General features: G+C 46.6%; 10 protein-coding genes. 7 read left to right on the forward strand and 3 right to left on the reverse strand.

Annotated elements, in window-relative coordinates; all coding sequences use genetic code 11:
• Nucleotides 1-176 precede the first annotated feature (176 nt).
• From Q1V85_RS09605 to Q1V85_RS09635, 7 genes are all read left to right on the forward strand, one after another.
• A complete protein-coding gene (locus tag Q1V85_RS09605) occupies nt 177-3,434 on the forward strand; it encodes a TonB-dependent receptor (protein WP_300599293.1) in 3,258 nt (1,085 codons plus the stop codon).
• A gap of 15 nt (nt 3,435-3,449) precedes the next feature.
• On the forward strand, nt 3,450-5,195 hold the full coding sequence (locus Q1V85_RS09610) for a RagB/SusD family nutrient uptake outer membrane protein (RefSeq protein ID WP_300599294.1): 1,746 nt from the start codon (nt 3,450-3,452) through the stop codon (nt 5,193-5,195).
• 79 nt (nt 5,196-5,274) lie between these two features.
• On the forward strand, nt 5,275-5,745 hold the full coding sequence (locus Q1V85_RS09615; RefSeq protein WP_300599297.1) for a thioredoxin-like domain-containing protein: 471 nt from the start codon (nt 5,275-5,277) through the stop codon (nt 5,743-5,745).
• A gap of 132 nt (nt 5,746-5,877) precedes the next feature.
• Nucleotides 5,878-7,950, forward strand: coding sequence for a hypothetical protein (locus tag Q1V85_RS09620; protein WP_300599299.1), 2,073 nt, complete (start codon nt 5,878-5,880; stop codon nt 7,948-7,950).
• Nucleotides 7,951-8,135: 185 nt separating this feature from the next.
• The gene (locus tag Q1V85_RS09625; protein WP_300599301.1) at nt 8,136-9,239 is read left to right on the forward strand and encodes a GTP-binding protein; all 1,104 of its coding nucleotides are present in this window, start codon (nt 8,136-8,138) and stop codon (nt 9,237-9,239) included.
• Between the two features lie 32 nt (nt 9,240-9,271).
• A complete protein-coding gene (locus Q1V85_RS09630; protein WP_300599303.1) occupies nt 9,272-11,887 on the forward strand; it encodes a GH116 family glycosyl hydrolase in 2,616 nt (871 codons plus the stop codon).
• A 103-nt stretch (nt 11,888-11,990) separates the two neighbouring features.
• The gene (locus Q1V85_RS09635; RefSeq protein WP_300599305.1) at nt 11,991-13,121 is read left to right on the forward strand and encodes a DUF4185 domain-containing protein; all 1,131 of its coding nucleotides are present in this window, start codon (nt 11,991-11,993) and stop codon (nt 13,119-13,121) included.
• A gap of 63 nt (nt 13,122-13,184) precedes the next feature.
• On the opposite strand, the gene Q1V85_RS09640 is transcribed toward Q1V85_RS09635, so the two are convergent.
• From Q1V85_RS09640 to Q1V85_RS09650, 3 genes are all read right to left on the reverse strand, one after another.
• Complete coding sequence (locus Q1V85_RS09640; protein ID WP_300599308.1) at nt 13,185-14,759, reverse strand: SusD/RagB family nutrient-binding outer membrane lipoprotein; 1,575 nt, start codon at nt 14,757-14,759, stop codon at nt 13,185-13,187.
• 19 nt (nt 14,760-14,778) lie between these two features.
• Entirely contained in the window at nt 14,779-17,874 is a 3,096-nt protein-coding gene (locus Q1V85_RS09645; protein WP_300599310.1) for a SusC/RagA family TonB-linked outer membrane protein, read from the reverse strand.
• Nucleotides 17,875-18,318: 444 nt separating this feature from the next.
• Nucleotides 18,319-19,566, reverse strand: coding sequence for an ROK family protein (locus Q1V85_RS09650; protein WP_300599312.1), 1,248 nt, complete (start codon nt 19,564-19,566; stop codon nt 18,319-18,321).
• Nucleotides 19,567-19,717 lie beyond the last annotated feature (151 nt).

The following is a 19,717-nucleotide window of genomic DNA, read 5'->3' on the forward strand; positions in this document are numbered from 1 at the left end:
CGTTTAAACGATTAAGCTTTTTAATGGTCAATAAGCGGTAGAGGGTTCGAAAATTGCGCTGTAGTGGCGGCCGTATGTATCCCGCGGGAAATAGTGTACTGTTGCTGTATTTAGTTAAACGATTAAGCTTTTTATGAAAAAATAGGTTTGTTCCCATTCACTTTAATTTTTATTTTATGAATCAACGACATCGCATTCCCTTGAACCGCTGTTTATTGCGGTATTGCATGATGCTTATAGGGGGCATTTGCATAGGAGCCGTTTATGAGCCGGCATTTTGTAACACCCTGTCCCCGGGTATGCACGGGATGCAGGATACCATTCCCGGCAAAAGCTGGGTGCTGCATGGTTCCGTAAAAGACGAGGCGGGTAAACCGGTTGCCGGGGCTACCGTAAGTGTATTGCGACCGGGTTCCAGAAGCAGTGTGACAGACCGGGGCGGGAATTTCATCATTGAAATGAATGATGCAGCGGATTCCCTGGAAGTATCCTTTGTAGGATATCAAACACAACGGTTGGTGCCCGGTGAACAACGAACGATTACCATAACGCTGCTGCCTGATGAAGCCGGCCGCCAGCTGGAAGAAGTGGTGGTAAACACGGGGTACATGACACAGCGAAAGGCAGATCTTACGGGGGCGGTGTCTATTGTGTCGGCTAAAGAGCTTACCAAAGGGCAGGGTGTTACCAACGTGCTGCAGTCGCTGCAGGGCGTGGTACCCGGGCTCCACATTACTACAGATGGTAACCCCACCGGTAATGTAAGCGTAGAGCTGAGAGGGTTAACTTCGGTACGGGGAGGGGCACCGCTGATTGTAATAGATGGTATGCCCAGTTATATGAATTTAAGGGATATCAATCCCAATAATATCGCCTCTATACAGGTGCTGAAGGATGCTTACTCCGCCAGTATTTACGGTACCCAGGGCGGGGCAGGGGTTATTTTGATCGAAACAAAAAAAGGAAAAGCCGGCAGAACAAAGATCGATTATAGTACCACTATGGGGTTTGCCGAATTTAATAACAAACCTAAAATGCTGAACACCCAGCAATATGGACAGGCGATATGGCAGGCTTTTGTAAACACAAATGCCGGTGCGAATGAAGAAGATGTAAAAAAAGCGATCCGGTTTTATGATTATGACTGGCACCGGGATGCAAATGGATTTCCCGTTTTGGATAAGGTTACCCCCATCAAATACCTCACTGCGGATTCTACCATGCTATCTGCCAATACAAATTGGTTAGATGCTATTTCACAGCGCGGGCTTCAGCAAGAGCATCAGCTTACGGTATCCAGCGGTAGTGAAAAGGCAAGCTCTTTATTCTCGCTGAATTATACTGAAAACCAGGGAACACAGATCCATACAGGGTTTAAACGGTTTACCGCCCGGGTAAATACCGATTATAAGTTATTTAATAACCGTGTTACCATTGGAGAAAATATGGAAGTGTCTCATTTAATAGAGCGCAATATGAACGTGATGCACCAGGCACTGATAGAACCTCCGATTGTTCCGGTATATACCACCAGTGGCGGATGGGGCGGATCTGCCGTAGCCTTGGGTATGGATGATTACTGGAACCCGGTACGCGACCTTACCCTGAATAAGGACAACGGAAATAATTACAATAAGTTGTTTGGAGATGTACATGCCAGCATCCGGTTGTTGAAAGACTTTGTATTCCGCACGCAACTGGGGCTGATTTACACCGACGGGTATCACCGGAATATACAGTTCACTTTTAAAGAAGGCGGCGGAAAGGTGAACAATATAAACAGTGTGGATCAATGGTATTGGAGAGAGGCAGCGTTTGATTGGACCAATACGCTAACGTACAACCTCAGAAAGGATAAACATAGCCTGGATGTTTTGGCAGGTATGGAAGCCAATAAATATGCTACCGAAACTTCGCAAATAGGTCGTCAGGGTCTTGCTTTTGAAAATTACGATTTTGCGTATATCAGTACGGCAACAGGTAATACCATTATCAATAGTTACCAGGATGGTGGCAGCGGAGGCGATAAATACAACCTGTTGTCTTATTTCGGAAAATTTAACTACTCCTTTAATTCCAGGTATTTATTATCCGGTTCGGTGCGTTACGACGGATCGTCTAAGTTTGGTGTTAACAACCGGTTTGCCGTATTTCCGGCCGTTTCTGCAGGGTGGCGTATCAGCCAGGAAGATTTCTTAAAGGATAATGAAGTGCTGTCCGACTTAAAAGTAAGAGCCAGCTGGGGCAGAAATGGCAGTCTCGCTAACATCAACTCACTAAATGCACAGACTTATTTTCGTCCCAATTATAATTTTACTTCTTATGCTATCGGCGGAAATGAAACCGGCAATTTGCCTTCGGGATTTTACAAGGTTCAAACAGGGAATCCGAATTTGAGGTGGGAAGCAACCACGCAAACCAATATAGGTCTTGACTTTGGATTTTTACAACAACGGCTGTCTGGTACCTTAGACTTTTATAAAAAATACACCAACGGGATGTTGATCCAGCCGCCTTACCTCGGTACCATTGGTGAAGGCGGGTATCAATTTATCAATGCGGCCAATATGACCAATAAAGGTGTGGAACTAACTCTTACATATGGCAGTAATACCACTAAGGATTTTAGCTACCGGTTGCAGGGGAATGTTGCTTATAATAAAAACGTGGTTAATGATCTTCCATCTACCGTTACGTATTCATGGGGTGGAACGGTACAGAAACAGGACGGTATTGCCGGCCATCCCTGGGGCGCGGTATATGGGTTTATAGCCGATGGCCTTTTTCAAAACCAGTCGGAAGTAGATCAGTGGGCTGATCAGCCGGGTAAAGGTATTGGCCGTATACGGTATAAAGATATTTCCGGGCCGGATGGAAAACCCGATGGCAAAATTGATGATAACTATGACCGTGTATGGATCAGTGATGGAGGAAGGCCAAAGTTTGAATATGGATTAAATGTAAACCTGGCCTATAAAAACTTCGACTTTTCAATGTTCTGGCAGGGTGTGGCAGGTGTGAAAGTGTATAATGGATGGAAAAGCTATAGCGATTTCTGGAATGTTTGGATCCAAAACGGGTTTAATCACCCCACCCGCGTGCTGGATGCCTGGACGCCCACCAATACCAGCTCTACCATTCCGGCACTGTCGTGGAATAATGCAAACGGAGAGCTGAGAACCTCCACGTATTTCGTAGAGCCCGGCCAGTATGTAAAACTGAGAAACCTGCAACTCGGCTACAGTTTACCCCAATCATTGATTTCCAAAATCAGTATGGATCGTATATATGTATTTGTGATGGGGCAAAACCTGGCGATACTGAAAAGTAAGAAATATACAGGGCTTGATCCGGAAAATCCGGAGGGGAATGATTATGCCAACCCTTATGTGATTCCGAGAGTTTTTAAAGCAGGCATTCAAGTATCCTTTTAATTAAAAATGAAACTGATGAAAAAGCATTTAGTATACATAGTATGGGTAACCCTGTTAGTTTCAGCAACAGGGTGTAAAAAGTTCCTGGACGTAACACCGCAGGGCGTTGTAACGGTAGATAACGTGAGCACGCCTGATAAGGTGGATGGACTGGTAATTGCCGCATATGCCTGGCTGCCACATGAGGGTACCATTAACGCCCGTATGAGCCCCTGGCTGGCAGATATTAAATCCGATGATTCCTATAAAGGAGGAGGGGGCATCGGTGACCAGCTGCCCTGGTACCAATGGGAGGTTTTTACACTCAATAATGCCAACACAGGTAATAATGACGGTATCTGGTATGCCGAATACGAGGGGGTATCCCGGTGCAATACCGCCATAAAAGCGCTGAACAGTGTAAATGAATCGGATTATTCTTTAAAGCAACAGCGGATTGCCGAAATGAAATTTTTACGGGGGTATTTTTTCCTGAACCTGAAACGCTGGTATAAATGGATCCCTTATTTTGATGAAACCCTGCCAATAGATTCTATCAGAACAGTTGCCAACAGGCCGGATGGTGCTACGAATGATCTTGCCATCTGGCAAAATATTTACAACGATTTTAATGCGGCTGCCAACGGATTGCCACCGGATCAGAAAGATCCCGGCCGTCCTACCAAATATGCGGCACAGGCGTTGATGCTGGAATGTAAAATGTGGATGGCCTATGAGCAGGACCTGGCCAACAAGGTGGTGAACGTTAACAAGGAAACCCTGACGCAGGCATTGGCTATTGCAGACGGTATTATCAATAGCGGAAAATACAGTCTGGCGCCGGACTATGCCATCAATTTTCTTTTTGATTTTGATAATAAATCGCCTGAATCGATTTTTGAATGGCAATATTCGCATAGCGATGGTACCCCCAATGGTACTTTAAATGCCGGCACCCCTTTGAATGCCCCCTGGTGGCCGCCCAGTTTCAGTTGTTGCGATTTTCACAAGGCTTCGTATAATATGGTGAATGCGTTTAAAACGGATGCGAAAGGCATTCCCATGTTTGATGATTATAATGACCAGGATATTACCCCGGCAAACAGAAGTACCTACTTTAGCGGTAATAAATGGGATCCACGCATTGGTCATACGGTAGCCATACCGGGGCTTCCGTGGAAGTACCAGCAGAATTTATTGTTTGACAGCAGCGGCTCCCGGGATCCGGCTACGTTTGGCTATTTTAATTCGCTGAAGGAAAATGTGGAATCCAATTCACCAGGTTTAGTCAATCTTTTCTGGATGTGGAATTCTAAAAATGAAATAGCCGTACGTTATGACCGGGTGCTGCTTCAAAAAGCAGAAATACTCATAAAGCTTGGAAGAGAGCAGGAGGCATTGCCCGTTATTAATGCCATCCGGCAGCGGGCAGCCAACAGTACCGGAAGGCTGAAGTTTGCAAATGGTACTCCCACGTTGCCTTATAATATCAGTTTATATATAAATGGTGTCAATTGTAACTGGACCAATGATTTTGCCTGGAAGGCGCTGATGTTTGAGAACCGGCTGGAATTTGCGATGGAGGGAGTAAGGTGGTACGATCTTGTTCGATGGGGTATAGCGGCAACGGCTTTAAATGCGTATTTTGCCAAAGAATTACCGAGAGGCAGGTCGTGGTTGAAAGACGGTAAGTTTACTCCCGGACGTGATGAATTTATGCCGATCCCCCAACCTCAGATGAATTATTCTTTTGGCGTATATAAACAGAACCCGGGATATTAAAAGTTTTTGAAAAGCGGGCGTTGATATGTAGCTATGTAGGGCTCCATCAACTACCTGGCGGACTGTAAACCTTATGCGGATGAAGTATTTGCTCTTTTTGTTTTTTTTCTTTTGTTGCGGGGTTGCAGCCTTTTCTCAAAAAGATAAGGCGGCCCTCCCGCCATTTAAGATCCGGTTGACGAACGGCGATGGGTTCACGTACGAGCAGGTAGATAAAAGCAAGCCGCTGGTACTTATTTATTTTTCACCTTCGTGCGAACATTGCGGAGCCTTTACCGAAGCGTTGCTGAAACAAAAAAAGAAATGGACAAATAAACAAATCATCATGATCTCTTATGCGCATATCCGAGATGTGCAGGCGTTTGACCGGTTGTACCATTTGTCTGAGCATCCGGATATAAAAATAGGGTCGGAAGGGCAAACATTTATTGTACAGCAATATTACCAGATACAACACTTTCCTTTTATAGCGCTGTTTAATAAACAGGGCCGGTTAATAAAGGTAATAAGAGACCGGTTAACGCCGGAGGCAATGGTGCAACTGATGTAGCCGTGCTGCGGTTGGGGAATGGCCCCCGGGGCGGTAACGTCGATTTTAAAGTGGTGTATTCCGGGCGCACGAATGGATTGGTGAAACAAAACTCCGGTTATATTGCATTTAATAAATTGTTGGATAACACATATGAAGTACAGACGGTTGATGAGTGTTTTTTTACTGTTGCTGGCGGGCAGTGTAGGGGCTGCAGAACCCGTACCTCCCGCGTTTCAGGCGTATATAAAAGAGATCCGTCCGGATAAGATCGGAAATACACCGGGCAGGATCACTTATCAGGCGGTTGCAAGTGACCGCCTGTACATACGCATCACCTGGAACCTGCCGGCATCTGTGCCGCAGGATGGGCTTGATGTATCGGTTGTGCCGTCGTTTATACCCGGCTTTAACTGGGCGCCGTTGCTAACCCCGGAAAACCATCATGTGATTGCACAGCATGTATTCCGGGCACCGGCATTAATTGTGGCAGACGATGCAAAATTATTGTCGGTAATACCGGATCTTGACCTCTTGCAAAAAGGCAGTCCGGTACCCTGGTATATGGATATGGATGCCCTCAACAATCGGCTGGTGCTGGGTATGGGAAATACTTCGGTAAAAGAACATGTGCTGTTTACCAGGGCGCCGGGTGCCGTGTTTCCCAAAGGAACGGTTACCCTGGGTTTTTATTGTTTGGTTTCTGGAAAGAAGGACGCGGTCCAAAACCCGTTTCAGCAAACTGCATCGTTTTTATGGAGCAAATGGGGCGCACCGCTTTTCCGGAAAGAAACCACACCATCCGGGAATATGAACCTGGATCCTTATGTAAAACAAACCTATGCGTGGGCATTTAAAAACTGGCGCCCGGCGGTTTGGCAGGAGCTGGAACTGGAAGGTAAAAAAGTGGGCGCCCCGGTATTCATTGTAAATACTACGCAAAGCCCCAATTATAAGGGGGTACTCAATGAACGCGAGTTTCGCTCTGTCTGGAACCAGGCCTGGTTTAATTCGCTACGTTCTGCACAGGGACTGTACCGCTATGCCAGAAGAACGGGTAATGACTCGCTGAGGCAGTATGCCCTGCAAACAAAAGAGCTGGCCCTTTCCTTTCCGCAGCAGCAAGGCTTTTTTAAAAGTGTGGTGGCAACCGAAATGGAGGAAGTAACGGTTGACGGAAAACAATACATGCGGTCTAAAGGATGGAACACACGTTATTGGGGCAATTCCAATCGCAATCCCTATACCTGGGATGCGCGGATGGCGCCTTATCATATTGCCGATATGAGTTTTACGGCCTACTGGATGCTGGTATGGTATCTTGAGCTGGAAAAGGATCCGCGCTTACTGGCCTATGCGAAAACATACGCCGATGCATTGGTTGGTTTGCAGGATGCCATAGGTTTTTTCCCGGCCTGGCTGGATCTGAAGGATCTGAAACCGATGCAGCACCTCAACCGGTCGCCTGAAACCAGTATATCGGTAACGTTTTTATTAAAGTTGTACACGATCACCGGAGATCGCCGTTATCGCAATGCAGCAGCAAGGGCCATGGAGGCCGTTATGAAGCATAATATCCCGCAGGGCCAATGGGAAGATTTTGAAACCTACTGGTCTTGCAGCCGCATCGGCAGTGATCAATGGGTAGGGAAGAAAATCGCCCGGAACAACATGTATAAGCAAAATAATTTTTCTGTGTTCTGGACGGCACAGGCTTTGCTGGAAATGTACCGGGTTACCAAAGAAAAAAAGTATCTTGTTGCGGGGCAACGTACACTGGATGAATTGCTGCTGTGGCAGGCGGTATGGCAACCACCGTATATGGCGGTGCACACCCTGGGTGGTTTTGGTGTTATGAATGGGGATGCGGAATGGAATGATGCACGGCAAAGTCTTTTTGCAGAACTGATCCTTCAATATGGACAGTTATTGCATCGCAACGACTACATCCAGCGGGGGATTGCGGCATTGAAGGCTTCTTTTGTGATGATGTATACGCCCCTGAACCCCGGTACCATGCAGCAATGGCAGGCCCGGTGGCCCTTTTTTAATGAGCAGGATTACGGGTTTATGATGGAGAATTATGGTCATGATGGCGTTACCAACGCGCACGGTCTGGGAATCGGAGAATTTACGATCTACGACTGGGGAAACGGTGCGGCTGCAGAAGCCTATAACCGTATCTATGACCATTTTGGACCGGATTTATTTAAAAAAGCGTTCTGAATAAACGCATTGCTGTTACCGGCTTGCATTTGATGATATGTCCGGAATTGGGTATTTAAACGATTAAATTATCAAAAGCATAAATTGATGGGTATATCGCTGTGCAGCTTACGGGAGCCGCAAAGGCGGCAATGCTTTACAATAATTATCAGCAACAGTTTTGAATCCAGGATTAAAAGTGACATATGAAAACAAGTAAAACAAAGCTGATTTTTACCGGTGGTTTTTTGGGCGCCGGTAAAACCACATTATTACAGTATGTTGCCGGCCTTCTTACTGTAGAAGGTTGCACGGTTGGTTTTATTACCAACGACCAGGCGGAAGGATTGGTAGATACCCATCTTTTAACCAGGAGCAATGGCATTATTAAGGAGATCAGCGGCAGCTGTTTTTGTTGTAATTATACGGGGTTTACAGATGCCGTTCATGCATTGATCCATCATCCGCAAGGGATGGATGTGATTATTGCAGAGCCGATGGGCAGTTGCACCGATATTTCCGCTACCATTTTACAACCGTTAAAAGATCAGTTACAACAGGTGGTGGTCATGGCTCCGTTTACGGTATTGGCAGACCCGGAGAAACTGTCACAGATACTGGATGGAGGTAATGGCGGAATGCACCCCTCAGCGGCCTATATTTACCGGAAACAACTGGAAGAAAGTGATGTGATCCTGATTTCGAAAACAGATCGCATTGAGCCTGAACGGCTGCAACTGCTAATTGAAAAAGTGAACCTGGTATACCCGGACCGGCAGGTATTGTGCGCCAGTGCATACAGCGGTGCGGGGGTTCAGGCCTGGCTGGATTATGTGATGGCGAGCCCGGTTTCCGGTAGCCGGATTGTTGCGGTTGACTATGATGTGTATGCTGAAGGGGAGGCGGCTTTGGGATGGCTCAATGCCTCCGTTGTACTGCAGGGAACGGCCGTAGACTGGGATGCTTTTTTAGCAACTTATTTTCTCCGGCTGAATGCAGCGCTGGGGGCAGAAGTGCCGGTAGGACATATAAAGATCATGATCGAATGTATGGGCAACCAGTACCGGATCGGGAATCAGACGGGCACACCGGATACGTTGCAATTCAGGGGTACTGCAGGCATCAGTAATATTGCCCAGATGACGATCAATGCAAGGGTGGAATCGGATCCCCAATTACTGGAGCAACAGGTATTTGAAGCGTTGGCACAGGCGGTAAACGGGGAGTTGTTCTATGAAGTACATCAATGCCGGTCGTTAAGCCCCGGTTATCCGGAGCCGGCATATAAATATAATTATGTGGTAGTTTAAATGAACAGATACTTTAAAAGAAAATGGATTTTATGAGCAGTTCTAAAGGAAGACGATCATTTATTAAAAAGGTTGGATTGGGAAGTTTTGCGGCTGTTGCTTCAGGTGTTACAGGCGCTGTGGCTGCTCCTGGCGGCGATGGGGTGACTGGTTTATCATCGGCGCAACATACGGTAGAAGGAACAAGGGTATACAATGGCGTTTATACGGGTGCTTACCTCAACCGGGTTGCTTTTCCCATTGGCGGCCTGGGTGCAGGCATGTTTTGCCTCGAAGGAACGGGGGCCATATCGCATATGTCGATCAACAACCGGCCGGAAGTATTTTTTGAACCCAATGTATTTGCCGCCCTTTGTGTAAAGGGACATCAGCCGGTAGCAAAGGTGCTGGAAGGACCGGTGCCGGAATGGAAGATCTTTGGTCAGCGGGGAACCGGCAATGGAGCCAGCGGCACCAGCTACGGACTGCCCCGGTTTAGCAGTGCTTCCTTCCGGGCGCGTTTTCCTTTTGCTGCTATTGAACTGGAGGATGCCGAAATACCGCTTAAGATTACCCTTAATGGCTGGAGCCCTTTTATTCCCGGCAATGAAGATGATTCCGGTTTACCGGTTGGTGCTCTGGAATATACATTTGCCAATCATTCTTCAAAAACGGTAGAGGCGGTGTTTTCTTATAATGCCCGCAATTTTGTGGCCAGGGGAGAACGGGGACGCATCCGGAAAATGGATAACGGCTTTATTCTTTCCCAGGAGCCGGGTAAGGAAAAGCCCTTTACAAAAACAGACTTTGTTATCTATACAACAACAGATCAGCAACCGGTGATCGATTATTGCTGGTTCCGGGGCGGCTGGTTCGATCCGCTGACAATGATCTGGAATACGATCGAGTCGGGGGCGGTACAGGATCATGCTCCGGTAGAGTGGGATGCCCCAGGTGCCTCTTTATTTGTGCCGTTGACCATCGCACCGGGTGCCCAGAAAACGGTGCGGGTAATGATGGCCTGGTATGTGCCGGAGTCGGACCTGCGTATACAGGACAAGGGTCCGGATGGGAAGGAACATTGCAATAGTGCGGAATGTTGCATCTCGCCGGCAGATTCCGGTCTGGAGTCTTATGTGAAATTTACGGGAGATAAATACAAACCCTGGTATGCCGCTAAATTTAAAGACCTGCAGGCGGTTGCCGCTTACTGGGCACAGCACTATGCGGAATTAAAACGGACTTCAACGCTATTTAAAGATGCATTTTACAACAGTACATTGCCGCCCGAAGTGATTGAAGCCGTGGCGGCCAATCTTACGATATTAAAATCACCCACGGTATTGCGACAGTTCGACGGGCGTATGTGGGCCTGGGAAGGATGCGGCGATGATAATGGCTGTTGCCATGGAACCTGTACGCATGTATGGAATTATGCACAGGCCGTTTGTCATTTGTTTCCAAGATTGGAACTTGGATTGCGGAATACCGAATTTTGCGAAAACCAAAGTGCTCCGGGGCACCAGACCTTCCGGGCCAATATGCCCATCAGCCCGGTGAAGCACGATTTTCATGCGGCGGCGGACGGACAGCTGGGCGGCATTATGAAAGTGCACCGGGAATGGCGCATTCATGGAAATACTACATGGCTGAAAAAGATATACCCGCTGGCAAAACGCAGCCTGGATTATTGCATCGAAACCTGGGATCCAATGCACAAAGGTGTTTTGGAAGAACCGCATCACAATACCTATGATATCGAATTCTGGGGACCGGACGCGATGTGCACGACCTTTTACCTGGGAGCATTACAGTCCATCATCGCCATGGGCAGTTTTTTAAAGGAAGAGATAACATCCTATCAATCCCTGTTGGAAAAAGGAAAGACCTACCTGGAAAATCAGTTGTATAACGGGGAGTTCTTTTTTCAGAAGATACAATGGGAAGGCTTAAAGGCAAAAAGCCCTGCAGAAGCGCAATCCTTTGGCGGCGCCTATTCTAAAGAGGCGGTTGAAATCCTGCAGAAAGAGGGACCCAAGTATCAGTATGGCCGGGGATGTTTATCGGATGGGGTGCTGGGCAGCTGGATCGCGGCCGTTTGCGGACTGGAAGATCCGGTTGATCCGCAAAAGATCAGCAGTCACCTGCTTTCCGTACACCGGTATAATTTAAAGAAAAGTTTGAAAGGACATGTAAACCCCCAGCGGCCGGCGTATGCCCTGGGAAGTGAAGGCGGACTGCTGTTATGTACCTGGCCCAAAGGTGGTAAATTGTCATTGCCGTTTGTGTACAGTAATGAGGTGTGGACGGGGATCGAATACCAGGTAGCTGCGCATTTAATGATGATGGGCAAAGTAAAGGAAGGACTGGATATTGTGCGGGCCTGCCGCGACCGTTATAACGGTAAGGTACGGAATCCATTTAATGAATATGAGTGTGGCCACTGGTACGCCAGGGCGATGGCAAGCTACGGTATGTTGCAGGGGCTTACAGGCTTGCGGTATGATGCCGTAGACAAAACCCTGTATATCCGTTCAAGGGTTGGCGATTTTACCAGCTTTCTTTCCACCGCTTCCGGGTTTGGTACCGTGACGTATAAAAATAAAAAAGCAACCCTTAAAGTAGTGCACGGAAAGATTGATATAAACGAAATCAGAATACTGGTTTAATGCGGCTGCGGGATGATAGCCTTCGGACCGGTTTGCCTATAACATTGCATCCGTGTTATCATCAAAACTGAAAATGGATTTATTTGTATAAACAGACGATCAGGTGCAACGGTTGATATTTATTTTATTGCTGCAGGTGATTACCGGTATACCGGAGCACAAAAACTCCGGACGACCGCCAGAAGTGGTACCTTACAAGGTGGAACGGATCGCGCGTGTTACGGGTGCTACGGGTGTGCATGAAACCTTGCCCAATCCGAACCGCACAGATCTGCATTATAATGTGGGTGGTACCGACCTGGGCATTGCATGGAAGATGGGCAATGGAGCCGTTGGCTTGTTCTTTGGGGATACCTATGGCCGTGACTTCAGGCCGGGAGCAGGTGGCCCGGGTAATGCAGGTGACTGGCGTTCGAATGTGCTGGCATTTTCTACCGATAAGGATTTGTCCGATGGTATAACCATTGACGAAATGTTGCCGGATAAAAATGGCAATGCCAGAGCGGTAATTGCCAGCCGGCATGACCCGGATTGTAAGGGAGAACATACCCTGATCCCTACGGCGGCTATTCACGCAGGTGATGCAGATTATGTGCATTGTATGAATATTCATTGCTGGGAGGTCCCGGGGAAATGGAAAACGAATTACTCTGCATTGTACCGTTCTTCCGATAATGGAAAAAGCTGGAGCCGTTGTACGGGCGTTCAGTTTGGATCCGAAAGCAGGTTTGCACAAGCTGCCTTTGTAAAAAGAAAGGGTATGGTGTACCTGCTGGGGACGCCCGCCGGCCGCCATGGAGCCATTTACCTGGCGCGGGTAAGCGAGCAGGCGCTGGCTTTTGGGGATCAGTACGAATACTGGAATGAAGGCCGGGGCTGGGTAAAGAAGGATGAAGCATTTGCAACACCGGTGATAGCAGCACCGGCAGGAGAGCTGTCGGTTACTTATAATGAAACCCTTCAACGGTGGATTGTTGTATACCTGGATGTAAGCCGGAAAGCGCTGGTATTGCGCGATTCAAAGGAAATTGAAAAGGGGTGGAGTCCACCGAAGATCCTGGTAAGGAGTGCCGATTACCCGGGGTTATATGGGTCCTTTATTTATCCTTTAGAAACAGCAGGTACCCGTTTGTATTTCCTGATGTCGGTTTGGAAGGATTATAATGTGTTTTTAATGAAGGCCGATCTGAAGCTGGCAGAATGGCTAACAACAAATAGTAGTCCCATAGAATAGCTGGTAATGTAAAAGAGGCAATCCTACAGACTGCCCCTTTTTACTATTTAATGAAAGCAAAACTTAAAAATTCGGACCACCAGTGTCCCACCATAAACGGGTGGCGATATCATCTTTGGCTCCGGCTCCCATTTTACCAACGGCATCCGTTACCGCCGCCGTGTTGCCCGTTCTTTCAGCATTGATAAACGGCATCCGTTTGATCCACTGATCTGCTGCTATAACACCCCAATCCGGACCGCTGTCGTTCTTGGCAACATGAGGTATTTTAGGATATCCGGTTCTTCTGAAGTCCACCCAGGCTTCCAGTGTTTGTGTAAACGCCGCAAGATATTTTTGGGTAATAATCTTTTCTAATTTCAATTCATTATTATCCGCGGCATTCCATGCAACCGTAATGGTAGACGCTGCTGTAAAATTATTCCGGGAGTCTTTAGGGTCTACGTAGCTGATGGGTTTGCTCACCGCGTCAGTCAGGTAGGTGTCTGCACCACTGGCACCCCAATCTTCAAACGATAATTTTATACCGTTTTCATAATTGGTCTTGGGGTCCCCAGCACCGGCCCAGCCTCTAAGGCCTGCTTCCGCTTTAAGAAAAGCCACTTCAGCTGCACAAAAATCCCTTCTTTTGGTAACGCTTTTAAAGTCTTCCGATACTTTGGAGAACGGAACACGGTCGGCTTTTGCATTGATATAAGCGCCATTGCGAATACCTTTATAAGGGATGTCAGGATGGTCGGCGGCCAGGCTTGCATTACTCAGGGGGGCGAAATATTTAGAAATCCGGCCATCTTTCAATCCTACCATAAAGGATTCAATTACGGCTCCCATACGGGTATCATCCCACTCGTAGCAAATCTGTGCTACTGGCATCACAGCTCCATTCAGCGAATTGACGAAGTTGTCTGCATTGGTAGCAATTAATCCGGCGGCATCGCTCAATGCTTTTTCTCCTTGTATTTTGGCGGTTGCGGGGTCCACTTTTGACAGGCGCATGGCCAGCCTCAGGCGTAAGGAATTTACCACTTTCATCCATTGGGGAATACTGCCTTTGTAGTTGGTAGGGTCAAATTTTGTAAATCTTTTATCCGCTGCATTTGCTCTGAAGTCTGATTGAATAGAATCCAGCTGCTTAAAGAAAAGTGCATATAAATCAGACTCCTTATCGTAAAGAATAGAAGCTGCAGAGCTACCGTAATTACTGTAGATAACCGGTCCGTGTATGGCGGTTAATTTAGATACGGCCAGTATGCGTACCAATTTAGCCCAGGTGCCGAAAAGCGGCTGTTTATTTTCATCTGCTAATTGGAGCACCTGTTTTGCAGGCGACATTACGCTTCCGTATACACGGTTCCAGTAACTGTTCCAGCGAATGTAGTAAGTGGTATTATTTACATTGCCCACGAAATCGGTGGGCGTTCCCATATATCCCATCCAGTTGTCGTAACAAAGATCTTCTTCCACCTGGTGGCCGTTCAGGTTGAATATCATACCGGAAAAAGGAGAACCTAACAGGTTGAAATCCTGTTTAAGCATCTCATCGGAAATTTGATTGGGGTTCTGGTTCGCCGTCTCAAAGCCTTTTGTGCACGAACCCAATGCAATCAAACATATTAGTGCAACAATTATTTGTTTCATGTTGATTTGATTTAAAATTCTAAAATGTAAACTTCACGTTGAACCCGAATGACCGGGTGGAAGGCAGGCTAAATACATCATTTGACTGCATGGCATTACCGGTACTCATGGCCTGTTCCGGATCAAAAGGCGCTTTTTTATAGAAGAAGAATAAATTTCTTCCTACCAGGGAAACGGAAGCATCTTTAAATATGGGGTTTGCGCTCTTCGATCTAAAGTTGTAACCAAATACCAATTGTCCCAGTCTGACATTGGTTCTGGAAAATATGTAGGGTTCCATGATCTTATTTCTATCGCCTACGGCGGAATAATAAGTAGCCGGATCAATACTGGTTACGGCCGTTGTGCCCAAAATTGCGTTAATGGGTACGGCGCCCTGGTCCCGTGCTGCGGCTGTTCTTTCGCTTACGCCATAGGAGTCCAGGAATGCTTCTGTTTTTGAAAAGGCAACACCGCCAAATTTCCCGTTAACCAGGAAGCTTGCAAAGAAATTGTTATAACTGAAGTTATTGCTCCATCCAAGCAGGAAGTCGGGGTTCGCATTCCCTACTTTTTCCTGGGTAGGCGCTTTGGTGGGTACCGCTTTGTCGCTCAGAATGATCTGGCCGGAGGCGTTTCTTGCAAACTTATAGATATACACATCATTGAAAGAACCTCCAGCTTTAATAATAGAGGCAAAGCCCTCATCGTCGCCACCCACCTGGTAGTTCGGATTAGTGGCAATTAACTCCACAATTTTATTGGTGTTCCGGGAGCCGTTAAAAGCCGTTCTCCAGCTAAATTTTTGCGTGCGTACGGGGTCTGCACTCAGCGTGAACTCAAATCCATGGTTGTCGATCTTACCGGCATTTACATAGTAGGTGGTGAAACCTGAGCCGGAAGGTGCTGCAAGGGTAAGGAATTGATTGGTGCTGATGTCTTTATAGTACGTAAAGTCGAAACCAAGTCTTCCATCGAAAAACCGGGTCTCAATTCCATACTCATTGCTCACGATTTTTTCGGGTTTTAGGTTGGTGAAGGGAACCTGTGTATTTCTATTGATGCCACCGATGCCATCGGGGCCACCCGCACCCCCGATGGTATTCCAGGGGTTTACTACGTTGAACGGTACTTCATTGGCAGTTTGGGAAAAGGAAGCCCGCAGTTTTAAAAATGAAATGGCTTTGGGCAGCTGTACCATTTTGTTGACAATGATGCTTCCACCGATAGACGGATACAGGTACGAGTCATTTCCTGTAAGAGCCAGTGTGGATGCCCAGTCATTGCGGGCTGCCAGATCCAGGAATGCCATTTCCTTGTAGCCGATAGTTGCGTTTGCAAAAGCACCTTCTTTTATAGTGGTACTACCGGTACTGTTAATGATTACATTGTAGGGGATATTGGCAAGTGTGAAAAAGTTGGGGTATTGTAAAGCTACCGTACCATTGTTTACGTTCATGCCGTCATTAAAAATATTCTTCTGGTAGCTAAGACCTGCCAGTGTATTTAGGCTGATGGCCCCAAATGTTTTGTTATAGGTTAAAATTCCATCCGTATACAACGATTGGTCGGTATATTTTGTATAATCCCATTTACCATTGGCACTTACGCTTACGGTATTGCCGTTTGCTGCATAACGATAGTCCCGTACAACATTATTATAATCTATATTTCCCCGCACTTCAAACCGGAGACCTTCTGCAATGTCGTAAGCCAATTTCAGGTTCGCAATGGCGCGTTTGGAAGTGGCCAGCTTAGGATCCTTGTAAATTTCCCAATAAGGATTGTTTTGTTTTTCCTCGGTAGAGTACCAGTTCATTTTGTACATATTCCGGGTACTGTCGAATACCTGGTAATTGTTTTTGTACGTATCGAAATTTCGGTCTCTGGCAAATAAATACAAACCGGTAAGAGGGTTATTATAGTATCCGGCCCCGGGGCGGTTTTTAGATATTTCCCCAGACAGGATTATGTTTGAACTGATCGTCAGCTTGTCGTTAAACAATTTGGTGCTTTGATTAAAAGCAAAATTGTTTTTGCTGTAGGTGTTGGTCGGCATCACACCGGTTGCCGAAATATTCGCATACGAAAAATAAACCGTTGTTTTATCGTTTCCACCGGCTATGGATACCGAATTGGTTGCAGTAACGCCTGTCCGGAAAAAGTCCTTAATATAGTTTTTCTGATAATTATCGGAGGTAATATTTACTACCGGCGACTTCTGCATATTAATAAGATCCGTTGGCTTTATTCCGTCCACGCCAGTAGGGTCAACTTTGGGATAAACCCAGCTGTAATCCCCGCCGGTAGTTCCATAACGGTATTGAAATTTGGGAAGCCCAGATACCTGCTCAAAAACAGTGCTTGAATTAAAGTCGACCGACATCTTTCCCGTCCGCCCTTTTTTAGTAGTAATTAAGATTACACCATTAGCGCCCTGACTACCATAAAGAATGGCGGCGTTGGCTCCTCTTAAAACGTTGATACTTTCAATATCGGAAGGGTTGATCGAGGAAAGACCATCTCCTCCATCGGTGCCTCCATAAGAACCGGGCTGTGCGGTTTTGTTGTTCACCAGAGGAATACCATCAATTACATATAGCGCTTCACTTGTTCCAAGCAACGATTTATTACCTCTGAGTACGGCTTTGGTAGAACCTCCGGCGCCGGAGCCACTCACCTTGATATCAAGGCCTGCCGCCTTACCACTTAAGGCGTCTACAAAGTTTGTATTGGATGCTTTCCTTAGCTCGTCGCCACCCACTGTTTGTGAGGCATAGGTCAACGATGCTTTATTTCGTTTAATACCCAATGCTGTTACAACTACGGATGTTAATTCAGTGGCTGATGACTGAAGGGTTACATTCAGTTCATCACTGTTTTTGACCGCAACTTCCTGGGTGAGATAACCCACATAAGAAAAAACCAGGGTTTCTCCAACAGCGGCTTTAAAGTTGTATTTTCCATCAGCGTCCGTAAGTACGGCCCTGTTTGATTTTTTGATGGAAATGGTTACACCCGATAAGGGTGATCCGTCTGCTCCGGTAACACGACCGTGTACTGCTTTGTCCTGGGCCTGCACCGCAAAAGTGCATAGCAGGGACAGGCAGAAGGCAAGGAATTGTTTTGCTTTCATTTTTGATGATAGTTTTGCTTTAATGAATAATAAAAGACTTATTAAGGAGAAACAGGATTTTGTCCTGAATGGCAACGCACAATATTTCCCCTCGTCCACATAAAGTGGTCGTTTTTTTGTTGATACATAAAATGCACTTCCTGCTCCATAATCCAATCGATTATGGGCGATCCCTGGGAGTCAGGGTACTGTTATTACAGCATATGCGGATTTACACGCCGGGCAGGAGGCAGAGTGCAATGGATCGTTTCGCTCTCATGTATATATGATCTTTTGCAATGGTAAGTAATAAAATTTCATGCCAAGGGAGGCGGGAAAAGCAATTCTTTTAGCTTTTTTTCAACACATGCAGGGCACATACGCCCAGCAGAAGATGGAATGCAAATGGTTGTTTTGATTTCATGTGCGTAACCGATCTGTTTTCGTTAACAATAGGGATTTATATCAGGGGGCGGCTTCTGTTATGCGCCCGGGTTCTTTTATTTTTTCCGGATTTGCTGCGGACAGGCTGTTTACAACCAGTGCTGCGGCTCCCATAGAATACGCATTGTATTTCAGCGTAGACACATCCAGTTCCACACCTTCCATCAACCGGGGAATACTGTATGTATTTAAAGCCTGCTGTATGGGCGCCACTAATAGCCGTCCTACTTCCGAAGCCCGTCCACTGAGCAGGATCAGCTCCGGATTGATGATATGAACAAGGATGGCCAGGGCCTTGCCGATCTTATAGGCCATATCCGATAACAACTCAATGCAAAGCTGATCGCCCCGGCTGGCCAGTTTCATTACCGCATAAGCGGCTTCATCTACACACCTGGTAGCTATATTAAGATGCTCCAGCTTGCCATCATCGATCAACCGCAAGGCTTTTTGTGCTACAACCCTTAAAGAAGCTTCGGTTTCAAGGCAACCTCTTTTGCCGCATTCACATAAAATATTATTATCAGAAACAGGAATATGACTGAATTCACCCGCATAGCCGGCATGGCCGCGGAAGAGCTTTCCGTCTACAATCATGCCCAACCCGATTCCCCAGCTGATATTGATCACCACCACATCGGTTTTTCCGCGGGCAATGCCAAACTTGGATTCGCCCAGGGCGATGGTGCTGGAGTCGTTATCGATAAAAACGGGCATCCCAAACACCTGTTCTAAATGATCGCGAAGGCTAAGGGTGTTTTTTGTAAAAACATAGGACTGGTTAATGCCTTTTTTAATATTGATAAACCCCGGCATACCCAAACCCATTCCCAGGAACTGGTTGCGCGGGATGCCCGAACGTTCCAGCGTTGTGGTAATGGCCGTAATCAATGAAGGAAGGGATTCTTCATTGTTGAGCAGCTTCAATTCAAACCGCTGGGTATACACCGCATTGTTCAGGCTGGCATCCATTACAGACAGGGTGGTGCACAACTGGTCCATTGCCACCGAAAGGATATAAGAGGTTCCCGGTTTCAGCCTGTACAGCAGGGCTTTCCGGCCACCGGTTGAATCGGCATGTCCGTCAATAACCACGATTCCATCCTGCTTTAGTTCCGAAAGAGCTTTCGCCACAAGGGGAATGCTTTTGCCCAGAAGGGTACCCAAATCGCTGCAGGTCAATGCCTTTTCGTAATATAATTTTTCAAAAATATTGCGTTTTAATTTACTGTATATGGCAATCTTATGCAAGTAAATCGTTTTATTCATCCTAAGTTAATAAATCATTCTCAATACTTCTGAAAAAGTTTTAAGAAGTATCGGCTGTGCATAAGAAAACTTGGGCGAACATTTTAAAGAAGGTGGGGCCAGCCACGCTAACTCATTTACGGACAATTAGCTACATTTGTAGACAGAACAG

The organism is Niabella sp. (assembly GCF_030150205.1).
Taxonomy (GTDB): Bacteria; Bacteroidota; Bacteroidia; order Chitinophagales; family Chitinophagaceae; genus Niabella.

Coding starts and splice junctions, on each gene's coding strand:
- Q1V85_RS09625 (WP_300599301.1), top strand. CDS start 8,136: ATGAAAACAAGTAAAACAAAGCTGATTTTTACCGGTGGTTTTTTGGGC.
- Q1V85_RS09615 (WP_300599297.1), top strand. CDS start 5,275: ATGAAGTATTTGCTCTTTTTGTTTTTTTTCTTTTGTTGCGGGGTTGCA.
- Q1V85_RS09610 (WP_300599294.1), top strand. CDS start 3,450: ATGAAAAAGCATTTAGTATACATAGTATGGGTAACCCTGTTAGTTTCA.
- Q1V85_RS09630 (WP_300599303.1), top strand. CDS start 9,272: ATGAGCAGTTCTAAAGGAAGACGATCATTTATTAAAAAGGTTGGATTG.
- Q1V85_RS09620 (WP_300599299.1), top strand. CDS start 5,878: ATGAAGTACAGACGGTTGATGAGTGTTTTTTTACTGTTGCTGGCGGGC.
- Q1V85_RS09605 (WP_300599293.1), top strand. CDS start 177: ATGAATCAACGACATCGCATTCCCTTGAACCGCTGTTTATTGCGGTAT.
- Q1V85_RS09640 (WP_300599308.1), bottom strand. CDS start 14,759: ATGAAACAAATAATTGTTGCACTAATATGTTTGATTGCATTGGGTTCG.
- Q1V85_RS09650 (WP_300599312.1), bottom strand. CDS start 19,566: ATGAATAAAACGATTTACTTGCATAAGATTGCCATATACAGTAAATTA.
- Q1V85_RS09645 (WP_300599310.1), bottom strand. CDS start 17,874: ATGAAAGCAAAACAATTCCTTGCCTTCTGCCTGTCCCTGCTATGCACT.